The 22,437-nt window shown below is 64.8% G+C and carries 21 protein-coding genes; 18 read left to right on the forward strand and 3 right to left on the reverse strand.

The window, feature by feature from the left end; all coding sequences use genetic code 11:
• The first annotated feature begins 15 nt into the window (after positions 1–15).
• The 10 genes from C5N93_RS01055 to C5N93_RS01100 all read left to right on the forward strand — a co-directional run bounded on the left by C5N93_RS01055 (position 16) and on the right by C5N93_RS01100 (position 9,937).
• The gene (locus tag C5N93_RS01055) at positions 16–1,050 is read left to right on the forward strand and encodes a flavin reductase (RefSeq protein WP_277990163.1); all 1,035 of its coding nucleotides are present in this window, start codon (positions 16–18) and stop codon (positions 1,048–1,050) included.
• Between the two features lie 15 nt (positions 1,051–1,065).
• A complete protein-coding gene (locus C5N93_RS01060) occupies positions 1,066–2,577 on the forward strand; it encodes an aldehyde dehydrogenase (RefSeq protein ID WP_069341371.1) in 1,512 nt (503 codons plus the stop codon).
• Positions 2,578–2,636: 59 nt separating this feature from the next.
• Positions 2,637–3,764 carry an LLM class flavin-dependent oxidoreductase gene (locus C5N93_RS01065; protein ID WP_069341370.1) on the forward strand — a complete coding sequence of 376 codons (1,128 nt, stop codon included), beginning with the start codon at positions 2,637–2,639 and terminating at the stop codon, positions 3,762–3,764.
• 18 nt (positions 3,765–3,782) lie between these two features.
• Positions 3,783–4,643: an alpha/beta fold hydrolase gene (locus C5N93_RS01070; protein ID WP_242557968.1), complete on the forward strand. Its 861-nt coding sequence runs from the start codon at positions 3,783–3,785 to the stop codon at positions 4,641–4,643.
• Entirely contained in the window at positions 4,640–5,026 is a 387-nt protein-coding gene (locus tag C5N93_RS01075; protein ID WP_150723353.1) for an NIPSNAP family protein, read from the forward strand. The genes C5N93_RS01070 and C5N93_RS01075 overlap by 4 nt, the downstream gene beginning before the upstream one ends.
• Positions 5,019–6,086 (forward strand): betaine/proline/choline family ABC transporter ATP-binding protein, encoded by a 1,068-nt coding sequence (locus C5N93_RS01080; RefSeq protein WP_242557969.1) that lies wholly within the window; start codon positions 5,019–5,021, stop codon positions 6,084–6,086. The genes C5N93_RS01075 and C5N93_RS01080 overlap by 8 nt, the downstream gene beginning before the upstream one ends.
• A complete protein-coding gene (locus tag C5N93_RS01085) occupies positions 6,079–7,035 on the forward strand; it encodes a proline/glycine betaine ABC transporter permease (RefSeq protein ID WP_242557970.1) in 957 nt (318 codons plus the stop codon). The genes C5N93_RS01080 and C5N93_RS01085 overlap by 8 nt, the downstream gene beginning before the upstream one ends.
• Positions 7,036–7,238: 203 nt before the next feature.
• Positions 7,239–8,261 carry a glycine betaine/L-proline ABC transporter substrate-binding protein ProX gene (gene proX / locus C5N93_RS01090; RefSeq protein WP_242557971.1) on the forward strand — a complete coding sequence of 341 codons (1,023 nt, stop codon included), beginning with the start codon at positions 7,239–7,241 and terminating at the stop codon, positions 8,259–8,261.
• A gap of 17 nt (positions 8,262–8,278) precedes the next feature.
• On the forward strand, positions 8,279–8,653 hold the full coding sequence (locus C5N93_RS01095) for a carboxymuconolactone decarboxylase family protein (protein ID WP_242557972.1): 375 nt from the start codon (positions 8,279–8,281) through the stop codon (positions 8,651–8,653).
• 210 nt (positions 8,654–8,863) lie between these two features.
• Positions 8,864–9,937: a hypothetical protein gene (locus C5N93_RS01100; RefSeq protein ID WP_242557973.1), complete on the forward strand. Its 1,074-nt coding sequence runs from the start codon at positions 8,864–8,866 to the stop codon at positions 9,935–9,937.
• 61 nt (positions 9,938–9,998) lie between these two features.
• Here the strand turns inward: C5N93_RS01100 and C5N93_RS01105 are convergent, their stop codons facing one another.
• Entirely contained in the window at positions 9,999–10,286 is a 288-nt protein-coding gene (locus tag C5N93_RS01105; RefSeq protein WP_242557974.1) for a XapX domain-containing protein, read from the reverse strand.
• 34 nt (positions 10,287–10,320) lie between these two features.
• Positions 10,321–12,174, reverse strand: a complete 1,854-nt coding sequence (locus C5N93_RS01110) for an amidohydrolase (protein WP_242557975.1) — start codon at positions 12,172–12,174, stop codon at positions 10,321–10,323.
• Between the two features lie 313 nt (positions 12,175–12,487).
• Here C5N93_RS01110 and C5N93_RS01115 point away from each other — a divergent pair, with 313 nt between their 5' ends.
• Positions 12,488–13,168: a LuxR C-terminal-related transcriptional regulator gene (locus tag C5N93_RS01115; protein ID WP_242557976.1), complete on the forward strand. Its 681-nt coding sequence runs from the start codon at positions 12,488–12,490 to the stop codon at positions 13,166–13,168.
• A 55-nt stretch (positions 13,169–13,223) separates the two neighbouring features.
• On the opposite strand, the gene C5N93_RS01120 is transcribed toward C5N93_RS01115, so the two are convergent.
• Positions 13,224–13,655, reverse strand: coding sequence for a hypothetical protein (locus tag C5N93_RS01120; RefSeq protein ID WP_242557977.1), 432 nt, complete (start codon positions 13,653–13,655; stop codon positions 13,224–13,226).
• A 329-nt stretch (positions 13,656–13,984) separates the two neighbouring features.
• Here C5N93_RS01120 and C5N93_RS01125 point away from each other — a divergent pair, with 329 nt between their 5' ends.
• The 7 genes from C5N93_RS01125 to C5N93_RS01155 all read left to right on the forward strand — a co-directional run bounded on the left by C5N93_RS01125 (position 13,985) and on the right by C5N93_RS01155 (position 22,213).
• Positions 13,985–15,706 carry a ShlB/FhaC/HecB family hemolysin secretion/activation protein gene (locus C5N93_RS01125; RefSeq protein ID WP_242557978.1) on the forward strand — a complete coding sequence of 574 codons (1,722 nt, stop codon included), beginning with the start codon at positions 13,985–13,987 and terminating at the stop codon, positions 15,704–15,706.
• A 140-nt stretch (positions 15,707–15,846) separates the two neighbouring features.
• Positions 15,847–17,619: a MotA/TolQ/ExbB proton channel family protein gene (locus C5N93_RS01130; protein WP_242557979.1), complete on the forward strand. Its 1,773-nt coding sequence runs from the start codon at positions 15,847–15,849 to the stop codon at positions 17,617–17,619.
• Positions 17,620–17,631: 12 nt separating this feature from the next.
• Entirely contained in the window at positions 17,632–18,042 is a 411-nt protein-coding gene (locus tag C5N93_RS01135; RefSeq protein WP_150723343.1) for a biopolymer transporter ExbD, read from the forward strand.
• 10 nt (positions 18,043–18,052) lie between these two features.
• On the forward strand, positions 18,053–18,784 hold the full coding sequence (locus C5N93_RS01140) for an energy transducer TonB (RefSeq protein ID WP_242557980.1): 732 nt from the start codon (positions 18,053–18,055) through the stop codon (positions 18,782–18,784).
• Between the two features lie 80 nt (positions 18,785–18,864).
• A complete protein-coding gene (locus C5N93_RS01145; RefSeq protein ID WP_242557981.1) occupies positions 18,865–20,691 on the forward strand; it encodes a putative porin in 1,827 nt (608 codons plus the stop codon).
• Positions 20,692–20,700: 9 nt separating this feature from the next.
• Complete coding sequence (locus C5N93_RS01150) at positions 20,701–21,483, forward strand: hypothetical protein (protein WP_242557982.1); 783 nt, start codon at positions 20,701–20,703, stop codon at positions 21,481–21,483.
• Positions 21,484–21,589: 106 nt separating this feature from the next.
• Positions 21,590–22,213 carry a YbjN domain-containing protein gene (locus tag C5N93_RS01155; protein ID WP_242557983.1) on the forward strand — a complete coding sequence of 208 codons (624 nt, stop codon included), beginning with the start codon at positions 21,590–21,592 and terminating at the stop codon, positions 22,211–22,213.
• Positions 22,214–22,437: the final 224 nt, after the last annotated feature.

The following is a 22,437-nucleotide window of genomic DNA, read 5'->3' on the forward strand; positions in this document are numbered from 1 at the left end:
TTCGAGGTGAACGACATGCAAGCTGTCGCCCAACAGAGCCCGCAGGATCCGAAGCACCCGCAGCACCCGGCGACCGATCCCGGCGCTCCCGCGCTCTCGAGCATCGACCCGGTAGCCCTGCGCCGCGCGCTCGGCACGTTCGTGACGGGCGTGACCGTCGTCACGACGCTCGACGACGAAGGCCGCCCGCGCGGCATGACCGCCAACTCCTTCACGTCCGTCTCGCTGGATCCGCCGCTGCTGCTGGTGTGCATCGGCAAGAGTGCCGCGAGCTATCCGGCGTTCCAGAGCACGGAGCACTTCGCCGTCAATTTGCTGCACGACGGGCAGACCGACGTGTCGAATCTGTTCGCGTCGAAGTCGGCGGAAAAATTCACGACCGTGGGGCATGACATCGTCCACACCGGCGCGCCGGTCCTGACCGACTGCCTGACGTGGTTCGACTGCACCGTGCACAACCGCGTCGACGCGGGCGATCACGTCGTGCTGATCGGTCAGATTCAGGCGTTCGGCACGAGTCCGGCCGCGCCGCTGGGCTTCTGCCGGGGCCGCTATGCCCACGTGAAAGACCCGCTGCCTCCGGGCTGGCTGTCGTCGCACGACATGATCGTTGGCTACCTGATCGATGCGAACGGCAGCCTGCTGCTCGCACAGGACGGCAAGGGCGGCTGGGTGCTGCCCAGCGCGCCGCGTCGTCTGGCGAAGGGGCGTCTGCCGCTCGCCGGTGGCGGTGAGCTGGCGCTGGTGCCGCACGACACGTTCCTCTACTCGGTGTTCGACACGGCGGAGAGCGACCCCGGCTATCTGATGTATCGCGCACGTCTGGCCGAGCCGTTCTCGCCGGACGATTTGCCGCCGAACTTCCGCTTCTTCCCGTTCGACCAGTTGCCCTTCGACGACATCGCCTCGCGCGAGATCCGTTCGATGGTGCGCCGCTACGTGCGCGAAACCGCAGGCGGCCACTTCGGCATCTACATGGATTCCCACGACGGCGGCCGTATCGCGATGGTGAGCGACGCGCAGCCGTGGACACAACTCTCGCAAGTCTGATTCTGGAGTCAATCGATGCAAACGACGATGCAAACGCTGGAGGGATCTCGCCAGCAGTTGTTTATTGACGGGCAGTTCACCGCGCCGCACAGCAACGAGTACGTGCCGAGCTACGACCCGACGACCGGCCGTGCATGGTACGAATTCGCGCAGGCTGACGCGACCGATGTCGACCGTGCCGTGCGCTCGGCGCAGGCGGCGCTGGTCAACCCCGCGTGGCGACGCATGACGCAGACCGAGCGGGGCAAGCTCGTGCGCAAGCTCGGCGAACTCGTGCTCGCCAACGCCGACGCGCTCGCCGCCATCGAGTGCCGTGACAACGGCAAGCTGCTCAAGGAAATGCGGGCGCAGATGCGCGCGATTCCCGACTCGTATGCGTATTTCGCCGGCATGGCCGACAAGCTGCAAGGCGACACCATCCCCGTCAACAAGCTCGATACGCTGAACTTCAACACCCGCGAGCCCATCGGCGTGGTCGGCATGATCATCCCGTGGAATTCGCCGCTGATGATGCTCACCGGCACGCTCGCGCCTTGCCTGGCGATCGGCAACACCATCGTGGTGAAGCCGTCCGAGCACGCCACGGCCTCCACGCTCGCGCTCGCTGAACTGGTGATCGAAGCCGGGATTCCGCCGGGCGTCGTCAACGTGGTGACGGGCGACGGCATCACGACCGGCGACGCGCTGACGCGCCACCCCGGCATCGCCAAATATGTGTTCACGGGCAGCACCGTTACGGGTCGCAAGATCGCAGGTAACGCCGCGCAGAACCTCGTGCCGTGTCAGATGGAACTGGGCGGCAAGTCGCCGCACGTGGTGTTCGGCGACGTGGACATCGAGCGCGCCGTGAACGGCGTGGTCTCCGGCGTGTTCGCTGCCGCCGGGCAGACATGCGTGGCAGGTTCGCGCTGCTTCGTGGAGGCGTCGGTGTACGACCGCTTCGTCGAGGCGCTGGTCGAGCGTACGCGTCGTGTGCGCGTCGGGCATCCCACGCATGAAGACACCGACATCGGTCCGCTGGCGCTGGCCTCCCAACTGGACAAGGTCGAGGGCTATGTGGCGTCGGGCCTTCAGGAAGGGGCGCGCGTGGCCGCCGGTGGACAGCGCCCGGCGCGCGACGATCTGGCGGGCGGCTGGTATTACGAGCCGACCGTGATGACGCAGGCGCGCAACGAAATGCGCTTCATGCAGGAGGAGATTTTCGGGCCGGTGGTCGGCGTGATGCCGTTCTCCGACGAAGCCGAACTGATCCAGCTGGCGAACGCGACCGAGTACGGTCTGGCCGCCGGTATCTGGACGCGGGACATCGACCGCGCCATGCGCTTCGCCCGCGACGTGGAAGCCGGCACGGTCTGGATCAACACCTACCGCTCGGCGGCGTACATGTCGGCCAACGGCGGCACCAAACATAGCGGCTACGGCCGACGCGGCGGCTTCGAAGTGATGCGGGAGTTCTCGCGTCTGAAGAACGTCGTGATCGATTACTCGGGGGCAATGCAGGACCCGTTCGTGATTCGCCTGCGCTGATGGATTCGACGTCAACCGCTACCCCCAACTCACACGAATAAATCACGGGAGATCTACCCATGAAATTCTCCGTATCGCTCAGCATGGAGCGCTTCTCGCCGCAGGACACGATGACCGATGCCGTGCGCAACATGCTGCACCTCGCGCGCATTGCAGACGAAGGCGGCTTCGAGACGCTGTGGACCGCCGAGCACCACACCATCGAATGCACCATCTCGCCCAACCCGTTCATCACGCTCACGTGGCTGTCGCAGCACACCGAGCAGATTCGTCTGGGCACGGCGACCATCGTCGCGCCGTACTGGTCGCCGATCCGTCTCGCGGGGGAAGCCGCGATGTGCGACCACCTCACGGGCGGACGTCTCGAATTCGGCATCGCACGCGGTGCATACCAGTACGAGTTCGACCGCATGGCCGGCGGCATCCCCCAGCAGGAAGGCGTGGCATACATGAAGGAACTGGTGCCCGCAGTGAAGAAACTGTGGGAGGGCGACTATGCCCATGACGGGCATTACTGGAAATTCCCGCTCGCCACGTCGGTGCCCAAGCCGCTGCAACAGCCGCATCCGCCGATCTGGGTGGCAACGCGTGACCCGGGCAGCTTCGACTGGGCTGTCGGTGTGGGCGCGAACATTCTGTCGACGCCGCTCGCCGCCCCCGTGTCCGAAGTGGCGGTGCTGGGCGAGAAATTCCGCAAGGCCGTGGCGGACCATCCGGAGCGTCCGCGCCCGCGTTTCATGATGCTGCGCCGCACGTGCGTGTACGACCGCCCGCAGGATTGGGAAGTCGCCGTGCGCCACAGCGTGGACTTCGGCCGTACGTTCGAGAATCTGATGCAGAACATCGGCACCGTGACCAACGGGTTCCCGGAAGCCGTGCCCTACGAGGCGGTCGTCGGACGCGCCAACTACGACCCGGCTGCGATTCGCGAGAACCTGATGTTCGGCACGCCCGACGAGATCGTGCGTAAGCTGGAAGTGTACGAAGCGCAGGGCGTCGACCAATTCTGTCTCGGCCTGTCGTTCAACCTGCCGTTCGAGCTGCAAGTGAAGACGCTGCGTCTGTTCATCGACGAAGTGATGCCGCATTTCGCTGCGCGTGAGGCGCGCCGGGCTCGCGAAGCCCAGTCGGCTGCCGTGGCGCAGACGGCAGAGCGCCCGGCGGCGCTGGCCTCGGCGGGCCGCTGACCCATGGGTGCGCACGCTATGACTGAACCGCCCGACGCCCCGCGCGAGCAGACGCTGCAAGTGGGCGATGTCACACTGGCCTATCGCCTGCTCGGGCACGGCACCCGGCCGCTCGTCTGCATTCACGGCGTGGGGTCGTATCAGGAGGCATGGGATGACGTGGCCGCCTTGCTGGCCGACGACTTTCGCATCCTCACCTTCGATCTGCGCGGTCATGGCCGCTCGTCGCGGGTCAGGGGGCGCTACGAGATCGACGATTTCGTCGCCGACGCCCTGGCGCTGGCGGATCACGTGGGCTTCACCACGTTCGATCTGGCGGGGTTTTCGCTGGGCGGGCTGATCGCGCAGCGACTCGCGCTGTCGCATCCGGCACGGCTGCGGCGCCTCGCGCTGCTCGCGACGGTGTCGGGCCGCACCAAAGAGGAGCGCGAGCGCGTGCTGGCGCGGCTGGCGGCGTTGCAGGGCGGCGAGCGTGGCGCGCATTACGACGCCTCGCTCTCACGTTGGCTGACGGAAGACTTTCAGGCGAAGCATCCGGAGCGCATCACCTACCTGCGTGAGCGCAACGCCCAGAACGACCCGGATTGTTATGCGTCGGCCTACCGCGTGCTGGCGGAGACGGACTTCGGCGGCTTCATCGATCAGATTCGCATGCCGACGCTGATTGTCACCGGCGAAGACGATCAGGGGTCGAACCCGCGCATGGCGCACTTTATGCATGAGTGCATCGTCGGCTCGCGGCTGGAGATCCTGCCGGGCATGCGGCATTCGATTCTGGTGGAAGCGGCGACGCAGGTCGCCGGACTGCTGCGCGAGTTCATGGCCGGGGAGCCTGGCGATTCACCGCGCGTGCAGGGCGGCAAGGGGAGCGCAGCATGATCGTCGAGGAGCGCATCTACCGCATTCGCAACGGCTGCATGAGCCAGTATCTGAATCTCGTGCGGACCGAGGGACTGGCGATCCAGCAGCCGATTCTCGGGCATCTCGTGGGGTATTTCACGACGGAGATCGGCGTGCTCAGTCAGGTGACTCACCTGTGGGCATATCCGAGTCTGGACGAGCGCACCCGTCGTCGTGCGCAACTCGCACAGGACAAGCGTTGGCAGGCGTTCATTCCGCGTCTGTCCGAATTGATCGAAACGGCCGAGAACCGCATTCTGGTTCCGACCGATTTTTCCCCGCTCGCGGCGTTCACCGCACAGGCGACGCAGGGAAATGCCTCACTGGATTCCCGCGATTTCAAGGAGATTCGCCGTGACTGACCGACTGAGAATCGAAAACCTGTACAAGGTGTTCGCGGACAAGCCGGCGCGAGCGCTGGCCATGTTGCGCGATGGCAAGCGCAAGTCCGACGTGCTCGAGACGCTGGGCCAGGTGGTGGGCCTCGACGACGTCTCGCTGACGGTGCCGTCGGGCGCCATCTACATGATCATGGGGCTCTCCGGCTCCGGGAAATCGACGCTCGCGCGTTGCATCAACCGGCTGAACGAACCGTCGGACGGCCGCATTCTGCTCGACGGCGACGACATCTGCGCGCTCGACGAGCGGCGGCTTCGCGACGTGCGCCGCAACCGCATCTCGATGGTGTTTCAGCACTTCGCGCTGCTGCCGAACCGCCGCGTGATCGAAAACGTGGAGTTCGGGCTGAAGCTGCGCGGCATGCCGGCGGCGGAGCGTCGGCGGCGCGCCGAGGAGGTGCTGAGTGTGGTCGGGCTCGCGCGCTGGGCGTATCACATGCCCCACGAACTGAGCGGCGGCATGCGTCAGCGCGTGGGACTGGCGCGCGCGCTGGCCACGGAGGCCGACGTTCTCATCATGGACGAAGCCTTCAGCGCGCTCGATCCGCTGATCCGTACGGAAATGCAGGACGAGCTGCTGCGTCTGCAACACACGCTCAACAAGACCATTCTGTTCATCACGCACGACTTCCAGGAAGCGCTGAAGCTAGGCACGCGTATCGCGATCATGGCGGATGGACGCCTCGTGCGCGAAGGCACGCCGCAGCAAATCGTGCTCGAACCCGGCAGCGACTACGTGGCAGCGTTCACCCGCGACGTCGACCGTGCCCGTTTGTTCGACGCCCGCTCGGTGATGGCGCCCGTGCCCGCAGTGCTTGCGCAATGCGACCACCGTCTGCCGTGCGTGCCTGCGGGCATGCGACTGGTGGACGTGGCGGCGCGCTTCACTGCGGAGGAAACCATGGGCGTGACGGATGACGACGGCAAGCTGATCGGCGTGCTGGACGTGGGGCAGTTGCTGGCGCGTATCGGAACTACCGGCACGGCGGGTGCTGTGGCCGGCGTAGGAGAACATCATGCTTAATGCAGACCAACTTGCGATTTTTCCCTTCGATCAGTGGATTCAGGAGGGCGTGCAGTGGATGGCGCTGCACATGCGTCCGCTGTTCCTCGTCATCAAATGGCCGGTCGAGCGTTTGCTGACCTTCAACGACAGCGTTTTTCACGCCGCACCGTTCCCGGTGATGGTCGTGATCGCGTTTCTGTTGTGCTGGCGGCTGGCGAGTCTGAGCGTCGCGGTCTTCAGCGCCGTGGTGTTCGTGGCGATTGCGATGCTCGGGGTGTGGAGCGAAGCGATGACGACGCTCTCGCTGATCATGACCGCCATTCTCTTCTGTGCGCTCATCGGCATACCGATCGGCATCTGGAGTGCGCGTAGCGAGCGGGTGTGGCTCGTGGTGCGTCCGGTGCTCGACATCATGCAGACGACGCCGACGTTCGTGTATCTGGTGCCGGTGGTCATGCTTTTCGGCGTGGGCAACGTGCCGGGCGAAGTGGCGGTGGTCACTGCCGCGATGCCGCCGCTCATCCGCTTCACGCATCTGGGCATTCGCATGGTCGAGCACGAGATCGTCGAAGCGGGTCTTGCGTTCGGCGCGGACAGGCGTCAGTTGCTGTGGGAAGTGCAATTGCCGCTGGCCGTGCCGACCATCCTCGGCGGCCTGAACCAGACGGTGCTCACGGCGATGGTGATGTCGGTCGTGGTCGCGATGATCGGCGCCGAAGGTCTCGGGCTGGTGGTGTTGCAGGGGCTGGGCCGTCTCGATGTGGGGCGCGCGGCCGTCGGTGGCATCGCCATCGTGCTGCTCGCGATGATGCTCGACCGGTTCACGCAGAAGCTCGCCCGCACCAAGCCGCGCGATCAGCAGACGTTCCGTGCCGTCATCTCCCGGTTGTTTCGTGGGGAGCGTCAGGTAGGGGGCGATGTCGGCAGCAATGTGCCGCCGACGGCACGTGCGGCGGATGCGCCCTGATGTCGATGCGGCGATGGGGCACCGTCGCCGCCTGATATCGATGTACCGCAGGTTTTCGCAGTACCGCGTTTCGTAACACCGCAGCACCGGTCACGACGGCGACGTCGCAGACCGGCACCCGTGCCCGCAGGCAAAACTCCGGTATCCCCGGCGGGCCGATAACTCGACGATCGGAAAGATCGAACAAGTCTTGGAGAGCAGCAATGAAAGGATTGGCAAAGGCGGTTGCCTCGTTCACGCTTTCGCTGGTGGCGGCAGGCGCGTTGCACGCGCAGACGCTTCCGGGCACGGGAAAGACGATTCACTATGCGCAGAGCGACAGCTTCGGCGGTAACTACGTCGTCGCCCAGATCGTGTCGAAGGCATTCAAGGGGCTGGGCTACGACGTCAAGCTCAGCACGATGAACACCACGCTGTTCTTCCAGGCCGTAGCGCAAGGCGATATCGACATCGCCACCGATGTGAACTTCCCGCAGCGCGAACCGGGTTTTCGCGCCGTCGCGTCGCAGGCGATGATCGTCGGTACGGGGCTGATCTCGGGCGATGGCATCAACGGCTATCTGATCGACAAGAAGACCGCGCAGCAGTATCACATCACCAGCCTCGAACAGATGAAGGACCCGAAGATCGCGGGTCTCTTCGGCAAGGACGGCAAGGCCGAACTGATCAGTTGCGACCCGGGCTGGAGCTGCGGCGACGTAGTGGACTATCAGATCGACAAGTTCGGTCTGAAGCAGACGGTCAAGGCGGTGCGCGGCAAGTATGAAGCGCTCATGGTCGAAGCGGTGACGAAGGTCAAGCAGGGCAAGCCGGCGTTCTTCTACGCGTGGAGCCCGTCGTGGGTGACCAACGCGCTGGTACCCGGTGTGGACGTGGTGTGGCTACCGACGCCCGCCGACGCGTTGCCGCCGAACGTCCCGAACAAGGGCTCGGCGCTCGTGAACAACGTCGAGGGGTGTGCGGGCGGCGCCAATCCTTGCCGTATGGCGATGGCGTCGTGGAACTGGGGATCGGTGGCGAACAAGCAGTTCATTGCGGCAAATCCGGCGATCAAGGCGTTGATCGAACAGATCCGCTTCCCCGGCAAGACGTGGTCGCAGTGGGAAGCGACGATCAGCAAGGAGGGCGGCTCGCCCGCGCTGATCACGAAGCTGTCGGACGAATGGATCGCCGCCAACAAGGCGCAGATGGATCAATGGGTAGCGACGGCGGCCAAGGCGAAGTGACTGACGGAGAGCGCGCAATGAATCCGGAATTGTTCGAGAAAGGGCTGAAGACACGCCGTGAAGTGTTGGGCAGCGAATATGTGGACAAGTCGATTGCGTCTGCGGATGCCTTCAACCGGCCCATGCAGGAACTCGTGACCGAGTATTGCTGGGGCGAGATATGGAATCGTCCGGGGCTGGACCGTCGCACACGAAGCCTGCTCAATCTGGGCATGCTCACCGTGATGAACCGCCCCCACGAGTTGAAGCTGCACGTGCGGGGCGCGCTGACCAACGGCGTGACGAAGGAGGAGATCGCCGAGGTGTTCCTGCAAGCGGCGATCTATGCCGGGGTGCCCGCAGCGATCGACAGCTTCCGGGTGGCGAGAGAGGTGTTCGACGCGCAGCCCTGAGCGCGGTACCCCTTGCGAGGGGCGGGGGCGTGAGGCGTCCGTCATCTCGCAATGCATGTCAAGGCGAGCGTTTGCACACGTATTCCGGTGGGCGAACGCTCGCTTTCGTTTGCGAACATCACAAGAACCGAAGGCGAGTGACGGTATCGCAAAGTGGTGTGCTTCATCGGTGCCAAAGTGAGTTCTCCCCCCAACTGATGGAGAACGCTCATGATTTCCACGAATGCCAACGCATCGACCGCACCGATAGCGGGATTGCCGTCGCCAGCCGACAATCTCTCCGATGATCGGCCACCACCGGAGATGGCGCAGGATCTCCATCGCGCTGCGCAGATGCACGGGGCGCAGGGTGCCGGAATAGCCACGGGTTTCAGTCAAATGACGATCGAAATTCGGCAACCTCAAGCCGGGACATTGACTGTCGGCGAGGCGCTTACGCGCGACCGTATTGCCCAAACCCCGCCGTCTGATGGGCACCAAGTGCGTGCCGGGGTCGTCTGTGCGGCCAATGCTGGCGTCAAGCCTGCCAACGTTTTCGACAAAGCCGTGCCGCAGTGGCAAAGTGCGATCGCCGACGGCGACGAATCAGGCCGGCTGTTCTACGAAGCCTTCATTGACGCGCGGATGATACCGATTCGGCCACAGATCAGAGATGTGGTGCTGGACCAATTCGCGCAAAGAATCGTTGATCTCCCCGACCACGACAAACTGGCCGCTTTCCGGTCGATTCTGATGCAGGACGGTGGCGTCGGCGTGATGCGAAAAGCCTGGACCAAGATCGGTATTTCACAGTTTCCCGAGACGGACAGGGGCAGCGTAACGGCTTTGCTGCGCGAGCACGATATCGCGCAGTCGGCCGGGGCCGGTATGGCAACGATAGCGAACCAGGGGGTGCGGGGAGCACGCAGTCTGTCCGTGACACCAGTGCTTACCGACGGCGACCTTGTGGAGACGTTCGTCAAGGCATGGGGTGAGGCCATCGATTCGCAGGGGGAACCGGATGGGTGGGGCAGGTTCCTGACGGAGGGGGGCACCGTATTCTTCGGCGGCGAGGATCTTCAGACGCTGCTGGCGACTCTCGCTAAAAATATTCACCGCTTGCCTGAAGATCGGCGCTTTACGGGGATGCAGTACATTCTCGAAGACAAAAGCGGGTTGGGAGTGGCAGCAATCAAGTCGGTCGTGAGCGATAGGGGACTGGAAACGGTCGAAGTCTTTGCGGTCGCGGATCGCGCGGCAGCGCTGGATCTCTACTACAAACACGGCATTATTCAGCTTCGCTAGGGCGCGTGGCGGGGCTTGCAGACGTGATGCAAGCCCCGCTCGTTTTTTAGCGTCCTGGTCGTCAGCCTTGCGGCGTATCCGACCGCTTCAACGGATCGTCTGTCTCCGCCTTCGCCACAGGCCCCGGCAGGCCGGTGATCTTCGGTACGCACTCGCGATGGAACCACACGAGATTGACCGGCTCGCCTGCGAGCAGACGCTTCACTGGCGGCACGACCTGCTCGCCGATCAGCATGCCGAGCAGGCCGATCAGGGCGACGGCCGGGGGCGCGGGCGAGCGCACGCCGAGACCGCCGTAAATGATGCCGACGAGCACGCCCACGGCCAGCGATACGAGATAGAGTTTCATCGCAAGTCTCCGAGTCTCTGATTTGCACGCGTGATCAGAACGCCCAGCACGAGCAGCCGAGTGCACCCCAGAAGCCGCTCTCGTCAGCGGCCGGCACGTTCGATGCCCAGGCTTTCGCATGTCCGTGGCCATGAACGCCGCACGCCGTCGCGCAGGCACAATTCACGCTGACGTTGAGCACCTGCGCGCCGCGCGGGTGGTATCCCACGCTGTGACGCGTGGGGGACCAGTCCGGCATCGCAGGCGGCAACGCCGGCGCGTGACTGCCGAAATCGCCGTCGCCGTACACGACTTTGCCGCCAAGCAGGGTGAGCACCGACGTGATGTCCTGAATCTCGTCTTCCGGCACGCTGAAGTAATCCGCCGAGAGGACCGCCAGATCCGCGAGCTGGCCGACCTTGATCTGTCCCTTCTTGCCGACTTCGGACGAGAACCACGTATTCGCTTCCGTCCACAGACGCAGGGCTTCGTCGCGGTCGAGCAGGCTGCCCGGCGCCGCCATGCGCAGTCCGCCGACCGTCTTGCCCGTCACCAGCCAGTACAGCGAGACCCACGGGTTGTACGAGGCGACGCGCGTGGCGTCCGTGCCTGCGCCGACCTTCACGCCGCGCTCCAGCATGCGTCGCACCGGCGGCGTGGCCTCGGCCGCCTTCGCGCCGTAGCGCTCCACGAAGTACTCGCCCTGATACGCCATGCGATGCTGCACGGCAATGCCGCCGCCCAGCGCTGCGATACGGTCGATGTTGCGGTCGCTGATGGTCTCGGCGTGATCGAAGAACCAGTGCAGGCCGTCGAACGGCACGTCCTTCGCGACCTTTTCGTAGACGTCGAGCGCGCGGGAAATGGTTTCGTCATAAGTCGCGTGCAGACGCCACGGCCAGCGATTCTCCGCCAGCAGTCGCACGACGGGTTCCAGATCGTTTTCCATCGACGGCGGCATTTCGGGACGCTCGACGCGGAAATCTTCGAAGTCCGCCGCCGAATAGACGAGCATTTCGCCTGCGCCGTTATGACGATAGAGATCGTCGCCCTGAGCGGGGCTGACTTGCCCGACCCACTGGCTGAAATCCGCGAGTTCGGCTTTCGGCTTTTGCGTGAAGAGGTTGTAGGCGAGACGCACCGTCAGTTGCCCCTCGCGGTGCAGTTCCTCGATGATGCTGTAGTCCTCGGGGTAGTTCTGGAAACCACCGCCCGCGTCGATGACCCCGGTCACGCCGAGCCGGTTCACTTCGCGCATGAAATGACGCGTCGAGTTCTTCTGGTACTCCGGCGGCAGCTTAGGCCCCTTGGCAAGCGTGGCATAGAGAATGGTCGCGTTCGGCTTGGCGAGCAGCAGGCCGGTCGGATTGCCCGCGGCATCGCGCACGATCTCGCCGCCCGGCGGGTTCGGCGTGTCTTTGGTGTAGCCGACGGTGCGCAACGCGGCGCCGTTGAGGATCGCGCGGTCGTAGAGGTGCAGGATGAACACCGGCGTATCGGGCGCAATGGCGTTCAGTTCGTCGATGGTCGGCAGACGCTTCTCGGCGAACTGATGCTCGGTGAAGCCCCCGACGACGCGGACCCACTGCGGGGCCGGTGTGCGATCGACCTGTGCCCCCAGCATGCGCATCGCGTCCGCCAGCGAGCGCACGCCGTCCCAGCGCAGCTCCATGTTGTAGTTCAGGCCGCCGCGAATGATGTGCATGTGGCTGTCGATCAGCCCCGGAATGGCGCGACGGCCTTTCAGGTCGATGACCCGCGTGTCCTTGCCGGCCAGACGCATCACGTCCTCGCGGGTGCCGACGGCGGTGAACGTGCCGCCAGTGAGCGCGACGGCGTCGGCCTGCGGGTTGGCGCGGTCGAGCGTGGTGAACTTGCCGTTGATCAGAATCAGGTCAGGGTGTGTCATGGGTGGCTCCGGAGGGTGGCGGGCACGGTAGGCATGGTGGGCACAGCGGTCACTTCGGTCGCTTCGGGGGCTTCGGGGGCTTCGATGAGGCGGTTTCGGCGTCGCCGACAACAAACGAAGAGCGTATGTCGTTCGCCGCACACTCACTATCGTCTTTTCGTATTAGCGCCGGAAACCCTTGCCGGGCATGGCTCGCGCGACGCATGACACGGGGCCTGTGCTGAATTTGCAGGCACGGTCGTGCTTTTTCGAAGATTGAACGTCACATGACTGACGTATACTCTGGCTCACCGACTCCCTATATCGCACAGGCATGAACGCGCTTGCGGACAGCGACATTGCTACCGTCTACGTCGTCGACCACGACCCGGCAGAGAACCAGACGCTCTGTACGTCGCTGATCGACGCCGGATTGCGCGCCCGAGGGTTCCCATGTGCGGCGTCGTTCCTTGCGGGCGAGCGTAGCGCTGGGCCGGGTTGCCTCGTGGTGGACGCCGATCTGGGCACCCCTGGCGGCGGCCTGGCGCTGCAAGACACGCTCGCGGCCGTGCGCGACCCGATTCCCGTCGTGCTCATTACCGGTCGCGCCGACGTGAGCGCCGGTGTGCGGGGGATGAAGGCGGGCGCAATCGACTTCCTCACCAAGCCATTTCCCAACGTGGTGTTGCTCGACGCCGTCGGTAACGCGCTTGCGAAAGACCGTCAGCGGCTGGGGCGCGAGCGCGTCAGCACCGACATGATCGAGCGGGCGCAGCGGCTGTCCCAGCGTGAGCGGGAGGTCATGGCGCTGGTTGCGGCGGGACGCATGAACAAGCATATCGCCGACGAACTCGGCATCAGCGAAGTCACCGTGAAGATCCATCGCGGTAACGCGATGCGCAAGATGGAAGCGCGATCGTTCGCGGACCTCGTCATCATGGCCCACAAACTCGGCATGACCTCGCCGGCGCTTTATCACGGCGCAATCGGCCGGCATCGGCGCGACAGCCTGTAGCCCTTCGTCGATACCTCGACCAAAACGCCATCGATCTTTCGATGGCGTTTTTCATTCAACGTCCCGGGCGAACGATCGGTGCGGCGGGCGGCGCTGCGTCGGGACGCTGCGGCGTCGCCGAGTTGCCGAACGTGTTTCCCATACGCTGAGACGTCCCGCTCCAGTTGAACTGACCGCCGATCTGATTGCCCGGCTTGTTTGCGATGTCTTCCGATTCGAGGCCCGGTTTGCGGCCCGCGCCCGGCGCCGAGGCTGGCTGCAACTGGTTCGTCAGACAGTCGTAGGACGGCGAGCGCTGGCCGTTCACCTCGACATCCACGCAACCCGCACGCGACGACGCCGACGTCGCACTGTCCACGCGCGGCGCATTGTCGGCCGCCATGGCGAGCGACGATGCCATCGCCAGTAACGCAGCGGCGAACGTCGTCGCGCGCGTCTGGCGACGCATCTCATTCCCCGGCACTTGCCCGATACGGTGGTTCGTCATCGCACGTCTCCCCGTCAAAAACCATAGTTATCCATCAGGACTCCGACCAAAAAAGCCGTCAAGACGACCGTCGGGCGCCGGCCAAGCATACGTCAGTCCGTGCGGTTTTCGAGAAAGATGAATTTCTCGTGACAAACGTCAGTCGCCCGCGATCCCGAACGTCTAGGTATCCGTATTCGAGAGAAATGTCGACACGGATTGCGTGCGGCCGGGCGATACCAGACGCGCAGCGCTTTCGCTGCGAGCACGGCGAGTCGTCGGTAAGCCAGGCCACCGGGGGCACTGCATCGGGCAGGGCCGCGTCGACCTAACAAGTCAGAGTCTTCTATATGCGTTTGATGAAAACGAACCGGCCGTGGCGGCGCTGGGCGGCGGTGTGCGCGCTCACGTTGGGGGGATCCGTTCATGGCGTTGCGATTGCTCAGCAAACCGAAGCGAATCCGTCGGAGCCGGCGCACGGCAATGCGGCCGAGGTGGAGCATCAGGCCGATGTAAAGGCCGATGTGAAGGCCGATCCGAAGGCGGCCGCTACCGGGAAAGAGACGTCTGCCGAGGCGCAGAAGCAAGTCAATATCAACGAGTACGTCGTGCGCGGCAACACCGTGCTCGATGTCCGCACCATCGAGAAGGCCGTCACGCCCTATCTGGGGCCGAACCGCACGCTGGCCGACATCGAAGCCGCACGCGACGCACTGCTCGCCGCCTATCAGGCCAAGGGCTACCAGTCGGTGTACGTCGATCTGCCCGAACAGCAGGTCACCGGCGGCATCGTCTATCTGAAGGTCAGCGAGACCAGGCTCGGACGTCTGCGCGTGGTCGGCTCGGAGTACCACTCGCCGCGCGAAGTGCGCGAACGCGTGCCGTCGCTCGCCGAAGGCAAGGTGCCGGACTTCAACGCGGCGCAGGCCGAACTCACGGCCCTGAACCGCACCGGCGACCAGCAGGTCGTGCCGCTCGTCAAGCAGGGCGCAGTCCCCGGCACGATGGACGTCGATCTCAAGGTCGAAGACACCAACCCCTGGCGCGCCAGCTTCAGTCTGAACAACGATCGCAGCGCCGACACGAAGCCGCTGCGCATGCTCGCGTCGCTCGGTTACGACAACCTCTGGCAACTCGGCCATCGCGTGTCGATGAGCTTCTTTGGCGCGCCGCAGGACTTCAAGCAGAGCAAGGTCTGGTCGGGGTCGTATGTCGCGCCCATCGGCGCCTCGCCGTGGTCGCTCGAACTCAATGGCTATCAGTCGGACAGCAACGTTGCCACGACGGGTGGCACGACGGTGCTCGGCAAGGGCCATGCCATTGGCCTCAAGACAACGTTCACCGTCCCCGACACGGGCGCCTGGTATCACGCCTTCAGCCTGGGTGTGGACTTCAAGGACAACACCGAAACCACGCGATTCGGCACCGCCGGCGACGTGGTGCCGCTCAAGTACGCGCCGATCACCCTCGGCTACAGCGGCTTCTATCAGAACGAGACCCTGCAAGCCGGTCTGAACACGTCGATCACCACCGGTATGTCGAGCTTCCTCGGCTACGGCAGCGGCCCCGCGCAGTTCGACGCGAAGCGCTACAAGGCGTCTCCGAGCTTCACGGTGCTGCGCGCCGATGCGAACGGCACTTACACGATTGGCGGCGGTTGGCAACTGGCCGCCCGCGTGGCCACGCAGATGACCGACTCGCCGCTCGTCTCGAACGAGCAGATCGCAGGTGGCGGCATGAATTCGGTACGCGGCTATCTCTCGGCGGAAGCCACGGGCGATTACGGCGTGGTCGGCTCGATCGAGTGGCGCACGCCGCCGATTCCGCTGCTCGCGCCGATCGTGTCGAACTGGCGCGCGTATGCGTTCTTCGACGGCGCGCGTCTGGGCCTGCGCGACGCGTTGCCCGAGCAGACGTCGACGTTCTCGCTCGCGTCGCTCGGTGTCGGCACGTCGCTGCGTCTGACGTCGCACGTGACGGGCCGCTTCGACGCCGCCTATCCGCTGACGAACGGCCCGCGTACGGAACGCTACAAGCCGCGCCTGAATTTTAGCGTGACGGCAACGTACTGAGGCCACGCCGACCGAGCGGCAGGACGCGACAGACACGACAGAAGCGACATACGCCCCAACACTTCACCAAACAACATTCACGACCTGATGCCTGTGCGCTTATCCGACGCGTCAGGCCGCATAAACGGAGAACTACAGCCATGCGACGCATTCTTCCATTCCTGCTTGCGCTGATCGGCACGCTGATGCCGGTGCTCGCGCACGCCTGGTGGCAACCGGATTGGGCGTACCGCAAGCCGATCACCATCGACGCCGGCCCGCAAGGCGGCAACATCACGGGCGACGCCGGCCGCGTGCCGATGCTGCTGCGCCTGCACACCGGTAACTTCAGCTTCGAAGGCGTGAACGAAACCGGTGCCGATCTGCGCTTCGTCGCGGCCGACGACAAGACGGTGCTCAACCACCAGATCGAGCAATTCGATCCGGTGCTGGGCATTGCGCTCGTGTGGGTCGATGTGCCCGCCGTGACGGCTGCCAACAAGCAGCAGATCTGGATGTACTACGGCAACCGCAAGGCGCCCGCTGCCGGCAACGGTCAGCGCGTGTTCGATCCGGACTACACGGCCGTGTACCACTTCGGTGAGTCGAACGTGCCCGCACGTGACACCACGGCTTACGGCAACAACAGCCAGAATCCGGTCGTCACGCTCGACGGCGCCATCATCGGCAAGGGCATTCAGGCGGGGGCATCGCCGCTCGTGCTGCCCGCGTCGCCGTCGCTCACGATCGCGGCCGGTGGCAACTTCACGTTCTCGGCATGGGTGCGTCCGGAGAAGCTCGGTGCGAACGAGGCGATCTACACGCGCCGCGAAGGCGGCAACGATCTGTTGATCGGTGTCGATCAGGGCGTGCCGTTCGTGCAGGTCGGTGCGCAACGCAGTCAGCCGGGCCAGCCGATTCAGGCCGGTCAGTGGTCGCATCTCGCTGTCACGAGCGATGGCAAGACGCTCACGCTATATGTCGCGGGTCACGCGACGGGCACGGTTGCCGCTGCACTGCCCGCGCTGAACTCGCCGACGATCATCGGCGGCGATGCCGAGGGCGTGGCCGGTGGTCTGGCGCGCTTCTCGGGTGCTGTGGACGAAGTGCGTCTGTCGAAGGTCGCACGCCCCGCCGCGCTGATTCAGGCGGATGCCGTCGCGCAAGGCGCCGAATCGCGTCTGATCGCCTTCGGTCCTGACGAGCAACAAGCCGGCAAGAGCCACTTCGCCTTCATCCTCTCGGCCATGCCGGTCGACGCCTGGGTGGTCGTGATCGTGCTCGGCCTGATGGCGCTGGTGTCGTGGGTCATCATGATCACGAAGAGCCGCAGCTACAGCGCGAAGACGCGCGCCAATGCAGCCTTCATGGAGCATTTTCGCGAAGCGTCGGGCGCGCCGCTCGATCAGATCGCGCGCACCAACCGTGTGCCTGACGATGTGCGCCAGCAATCGCCGCTGTGGCGTCTGTACGAAGTCGCGCTCGACGAACTGCATCGCCGCCACGAGCTTGGCTATGACACGAGCGCTGTCTCCGACGCGACCATCAGCGCCATTCGCGCGTCGATGGACGGCACGGTGATTCGCGAGATCGAGTCGATGAGCAAGCGCATGAACTGGCTCTCCACCTCGATCGAAGGCGCACCGTATGTCGGTCTGTTCGGCACCGTGATCGGGATCATGCTGGTGTTCGTCGTGGCGGCCATGGCCGGTGCGGTGGACATCAACTCGGTGGCCCCGGGGATGGCCGCAGCGCTGCTGTGTACGGCGGCCGGTCTGGGCGTCGCGATTCCCGCGCTGTTCGGCTACAACTGGCTCGTCTCGCGCTCGGATGCGCTCGCTGCCGACATGGCCGTATTCGTCGACGAATTCACGACGCGCCTCGCGGAAGAGCAGGGCGAAGGCCGTCGTCAGCCTGTGCTGCAACGCGCCTGACGGGGACGAACCATGGCAAATGCAACGCGATTCGCCGCGAAGAAGCGCGCGAGCGGCGTCAACATCACGCCTTTCGTCGATGTGCTGCTGGTGGTGCTGGTGATCTTCATTCTCACGAGCAACGCCAGCATCCCCGGCATCAAGGTCGATCTGCCGAAGGCGAGTTCCTCGGTGGCGCTGGAAAAACCGAAGACCAAGGCCATCACCGTCGACAACGCGGGGCAGGTGTTTCTCGATGCCTATCCGGTGACGCTCAACGAGCTTGAGGATCGCTTGCGCACGGAGAAGGCGGTCACGCCCGACTTCCCGGTGATCGTGCGCGGCGACGCGCAGGTGCAGTACGCCAAGGTCGTGGAAGTGCTCGATCTGTTGCGGCGCATCGATCTCAATCAGGTCGGCCTCGTGACCGGCAAACCGCAGTAAGGAGCGCAGCGTGAAACCTCGCGATTTCGCGTCTCGCCCTCCGGCTCGGTCGACGTCGTCCCGTCCGGCGCTTGCCGTACTGGCGGCGCTGCGGCGTCGCGGCGGATTGATCGTCGGCGGCCTCGTCGTGCTCGGCCTGATCGCGCTCTTCTGGCATCTGCTCACGGACCGCGCCAGCACGCGCCGCGAGGTCAGCAGCCCGCCGATGCTGATGTTGCCGCCGCCACCCCCTCCGCCGCCGCCACAGGAAAAACCGCCTGAGCCGACGCCGGAGAAGATCAAGCCCGAGGTCGTCGAGCCGAAGCCCGCCGACCCGGTCGAGCCGCCCAAGGACGACACGCCTCCCAGTCCGACCAAGGATCTGGGCGACGCTGTGACGATCAACGGCGACGCGCAGGCCGGTACCGACGCCTTCGGCATCGGTGCGGGCAGCGGCGGCGGCATGACCGGTGGCGGCGGCGGGCTGGGTAGCCGCTCGTACAGCGCGTGGCTGGCGGGGTCGTTGCAGCAGGCGTTCGGTCGCGATCAGCGCACCCGCACGCTGGCATTCGACGACGTTCGTATCGATCTCTGGCTCGATGCCGACGGCCGTGCCACACGCGTGCAACTCGTACGCGGCACGGGCAACGCAACCATCGATCAGGCGGTGCTCGCCATGCTGCACGACTTCCGTGCGGAGGAGAAGCCGCCTGCGTCGCTGCGCTATCCGATGTCGATGAGCATTCGGGGACGCCGTCCATGACACGCCACACCTCGCACGCTGCCGGCATGCCCGGATCGGCGCAAGCAGACCTTCCTTTTTACGCACAAGTCACACACAAAATGAAAGCACTGGAACGTATGACTGACGGCGGCGCACGCCGGGCGGTCCCTCGCCGGGCGGCCGGCACGGCGGGCGCCGTCGCCCTGGCGCTCGCGCTGCTGAGCGCCACCGGCCTGGCGCACGCGCAGGCACAGGCGGCGTCGCAGGACACCGCGATGGTCAAGCTCATTCGCGGCCTGATCAAGAGCGGCGCCATCGACAAGGCCACGGGCGAAGCGCTGCTCGCACAGGCGCAGACCGAAGCCTACGCCGCTACGCAAGCCGCACAGATGGCGGCGCAGAAGCAGGCATGGTCGGCCCCGGCCGCCGGTGCTGCTGGCGCCACCGTCGGGGCGGGCGCTGCGGCAGCGGGTGCCGAGCCGGGCGATGTGCGCATTCCGTACATCTCGCAAACCACGCGCGATCAGATTCGCGATGAGGTGAAGAACGAAGTGATGGCGCAGGCCAGGTCCGAAGGCTGGGCTGCGCCGAACGAGACGCCGGAGTGGACCAAGCGCATCCACTTCGAAGGCGACTTCCGTCTGCGTAACGAGTCGCGCTTTTACTCCAGCAGCAACACGAACACGCAGATCGACTGGGCGACGATCAACAAGGGCAATGGCTTCGACGTCAACTCGAATACCAATCTGTCGCTGCCGCCGTTGCTCAACACTACGCAGAACCGCACCAACCAGTTCCGTGCGCGGGCACGTTTCGGCCTGTTCGCCGACGTGTCCGAGCAGGTGAAGGCCGGTGTGCGTCTGGCGAGCAGCAACGACGATAGCCCGGTGTCGACGAACACCACGCTGGGCGGTGGTCTGAACAAGAAGAGCGTCTGGCTCGATCAGATGTGGCTGTCGTATCAGCCGGTGGACTGGGTGAAGTTCACGGGCGGTCGCTTCGCCCCGCCGTTCGCCACGAGCGACATGCTGTTCTCCAGCGATCTGAACCTCGACGGCATTGCCGCGCAGTTCAGCAAGGCCCTGCCGCAGAACCCGAACGTCGAGCTGTTCGGCTCGCTCGGGTTCATCCCGCTGGAATACTCGAACGACAACGCGCCGTCCAACAGCCAGAGCAAGATGTCGAGCCAGACCAAGTGGCTGCTCGGCACGCAGTTCGGCGCGAACTGGAAGCTCGATTCGAAGAACAGCTTCCGCGGCACGGTCGGCTACTTCGACTTCCGCAACATCACCGGTCAGCTCTCGTCGCCGTGCTCGCTGTATTCGGGGCAGACGAGCTGCGACACTGACTGGTCGCGCCCGGCGTTCATGCAGAAGGGCAACACGCTCATGCTGCTGCGTAACATCGCGCTCAACCCGCTCGATCCGGCCAATATGGCGCAGCCGCAATACGTGGGCTATGCCTCGAAGTTCCAGTTGCTCGACCTGTCGGCGCGCTGGGATACGGTGCTGGCCGGTCGCTACCCGCTGCGTTTTGACGTCAACTACATCCGCAACCTGGCCTACAACGAGGGCGAGATGTGGGCGCGCTCGAACGGCGGCATCGTGAACAACTTCGGCGCGGGCGACGCCACGCGCGCGAACTTCAAGAGCGGCCCGAACGCGTACATGTTCCAGGCAACGTTCGGCAAGCCGGTCATGGCCGCCCGGGGCGACTGGAACGTGCTGTTCGGCTACAAGCGTATCGAGCCGGATGCCGTGCCCGATGCTTACAACGACTCGACGTTCCACGGGGGCGGCACGAACGCGAAGGGCTACTACCTCGGCGGCTCGTATGCGTTCGACAAGAACGCATGGATCACGGGCCGCTGGCTGTCGACGAAGGAAGTCTACGGCGCGCCGCTGTCGATCGACACGCTGCAAATCGAAGTCAACGCGCGATTCTAAGGAGGTGTCATGAGCCAACAGCCCTCTCGCGCGGCGTCGCGTCTGGTCACCGGTGTCAAGGTCTCGGCGGTCGCCGTGCTGCTCGCCGCGTGCTCGGCCGCCGTGGCGCAGACGCCCCAGGGTACGCCGTCGATGGAAGAGCGTCTGCGCACGCAATTGCGTGCCACGACCGAACAGCTTCAGCAGGCGCAAAACGAGCTTGCCGCACTCAAGGCCGGTGGTGCGACGCCCGCCGGTGCGGCTGGCAAGGCATCGAAGGATTCGCCGGAAGCGCTGCGCAAGGCGCTGGACGACGCGCAGCAGCAACTGGCGGCAGAGCGTCAGGCGCGTGAGCGTCTCTCGCTGGATGCCCGCGCCTGCGCCTCCGAAGTGAAGACGGTGGCCGACAAGGCCAACGCCCAGATCGCGCAGTATCGCAACGCCTATGACGAACTGCTCAAGCTCGCGCGTCAGGCCGACGCGCAGCGCAAGCAACTCGCTCAGGAGACGGACGTGCAGCGTGCGGCGCTCAAACTCGCCAGCGAGAAGAACGATCGTCTGTACGCCGTCGGTCAGGAAATCCTGACGGCGTACGAGACGATGGACGTGGCGACGGTCGTCGCGGCGCGTCAGCCGTTCGCCACGCAAGCCCGTGTGAAGTACGAGCAGATCGCGCAGCAGTACGGCGACAAGCTCTACGAAGGCAAGTTCGACGAGCAGCAGGCCATCGCAGCGGCATCGGCAAAACCGGGGGATGCGCCGGCCGCGTCGGCAGCCCCGGCGGACGCGTCGGCGCCGACTGCAACGAAGTAATGAAGTAATGAAGTAACGAAGTAAGGACATGCGGCGAGGCGCGACGCAGTCACGCATCGCCGCAGATTTCGCAAAACGCAAGTCAGGACGTTGAGGACCACTGGCAATGAACGAAGAAAACACGATGCAACAAGGCAACCACGACGCCGAACCCGGTGCACCGCTCACGTCGGGCCAGCCGAACGAGTCGTCGGCCGCCGAGGTCATCACTTTCATGACGTCCGCGCAGGTGGCCGACGCCATTCGCGCTGCCGGTTGTGCCGTCTCCGTGCAGCAGGACGATCTCGTCACGCGACTGCACAGCGCCAGTCACGGCATCGGCTATCAGGTGCATTGGGGCAATCAGGCCGGTGTCGATCAGTATCTGGATCTCACGCTGAGCTGCCCGCTGCGCATTCAGGGTGGCGATCTGCCCGACGGTCTGATCAACGAGTGGCACCGCTCGCGTCGCTTCGCCCGCGTGGCCGCGCACGGGGAGTTTCTCGTGCTCGAAATGGACGTTTTCGTGGCGGGTGGCGTTACGCCCGAATTCCTTCGCTTCTCGATGCGTCTCTGGGTCGAGATGATGGGACAGTTCTTCCTGCATCTGCGCAACTTCACGCAGCAGGCCGCCGGGCAACCGGCCGGCGCTGCAACGCTGAACGACGACGCGCTTACCCCGGGCGCACCGAACGACGTGCTCGCCCGCACCGAGTCGGCAGACACGCAGGGACCGATGACGCTCAACTGAAGCGTCTCCGCGCGGCGCATCACGGGGTTACCCATACCCCACAGCGCGATTCCTCTCGAGCCTGGGAACCTCCCCGCGCGGCAGCATCACCTCCAGTAGAAGACTGGTTGGCCCGTAGTGCGCTTGCTACCCCGTGAGCGCACTACGGGCGCTTTTTCTTTGCAGTCCTGTGCATTGTCAAAGCATCGTCACAATCAGACACGAGAATTATCAGGAAATCTTAC

This window comes from Pandoraea sp. LA3 (genome assembly GCF_022696215.1).
GTDB lineage: Bacteria > Pseudomonadota > Gammaproteobacteria > Burkholderiales > Burkholderiaceae > Pandoraea > Pandoraea capi.

What these genes read in the sequence shown, in the direction of transcription:
- C5N93_RS01100 (WP_242557973.1), top strand. Translation starts at nt 8,864, where the DNA reads ATGATTTCCACGAATGCCAACGCATCGACCGCACCGATAGCGGGATTG.
- C5N93_RS01135 (WP_150723343.1), top strand. Translation starts at nt 17,632, where the DNA reads ATGGCAAATGCAACGCGATTCGCCGCGAAGAAGCGCGCGAGCGGCGTC.
- C5N93_RS01115 (WP_242557976.1), top strand. Translation starts at nt 12,488, where the DNA reads ATGAACGCGCTTGCGGACAGCGACATTGCTACCGTCTACGTCGTCGAC.
- C5N93_RS01125 (WP_242557978.1), top strand. Translation starts at nt 13,985, where the DNA reads ATGCGTTTGATGAAAACGAACCGGCCGTGGCGGCGCTGGGCGGCGGTG.
- C5N93_RS01155 (WP_242557983.1), top strand. Translation starts at nt 21,590, where the DNA reads ATGAACGAAGAAAACACGATGCAACAAGGCAACCACGACGCCGAACCC.
- C5N93_RS01055 (WP_277990163.1), top strand. Translation starts at nt 16, where the DNA reads ATGCAAGCTGTCGCCCAACAGAGCCCGCAGGATCCGAAGCACCCGCAG.
- C5N93_RS01070 (WP_242557968.1), top strand. Translation starts at nt 3,783, where the DNA reads ATGACTGAACCGCCCGACGCCCCGCGCGAGCAGACGCTGCAAGTGGGC.
- C5N93_RS01065 (WP_069341370.1), top strand. Translation starts at nt 2,637, where the DNA reads ATGAAATTCTCCGTATCGCTCAGCATGGAGCGCTTCTCGCCGCAGGAC.
- C5N93_RS01110 (WP_242557975.1), bottom strand. Translation starts at nt 12,174, where the DNA reads ATGACACACCCTGACCTGATTCTGATCAACGGCAAGTTCACCACGCTC.
- C5N93_RS01145 (WP_242557981.1), top strand. Translation starts at nt 18,865, where the DNA reads ATGAAAGCACTGGAACGTATGACTGACGGCGGCGCACGCCGGGCGGTC.
- C5N93_RS01120 (WP_242557977.1), bottom strand. Translation starts at nt 13,655, where the DNA reads ATGACGAACCACCGTATCGGGCAAGTGCCGGGGAATGAGATGCGTCGC.
- C5N93_RS01130 (WP_242557979.1), top strand. Translation starts at nt 15,847, where the DNA reads ATGCGACGCATTCTTCCATTCCTGCTTGCGCTGATCGGCACGCTGATG.
- C5N93_RS01150 (WP_242557982.1), top strand. Translation starts at nt 20,701, where the DNA reads ATGAGCCAACAGCCCTCTCGCGCGGCGTCGCGTCTGGTCACCGGTGTC.
- C5N93_RS01075 (WP_150723353.1), top strand. Translation starts at nt 4,640, where the DNA reads ATGATCGTCGAGGAGCGCATCTACCGCATTCGCAACGGCTGCATGAGC.
- C5N93_RS01095 (WP_242557972.1), top strand. Translation starts at nt 8,279, where the DNA reads ATGAATCCGGAATTGTTCGAGAAAGGGCTGAAGACACGCCGTGAAGTG.
- C5N93_RS01085 (WP_242557970.1), top strand. Translation starts at nt 6,079, where the DNA reads ATGCTTAATGCAGACCAACTTGCGATTTTTCCCTTCGATCAGTGGATT.
- proX (WP_242557971.1), top strand. Translation starts at nt 7,239, where the DNA reads ATGAAAGGATTGGCAAAGGCGGTTGCCTCGTTCACGCTTTCGCTGGTG.
- C5N93_RS01105 (WP_242557974.1), bottom strand. Translation starts at nt 10,286, where the DNA reads ATGAAACTCTATCTCGTATCGCTGGCCGTGGGCGTGCTCGTCGGCATC.
- C5N93_RS01060 (WP_069341371.1), top strand. Translation starts at nt 1,066, where the DNA reads ATGCAAACGACGATGCAAACGCTGGAGGGATCTCGCCAGCAGTTGTTT.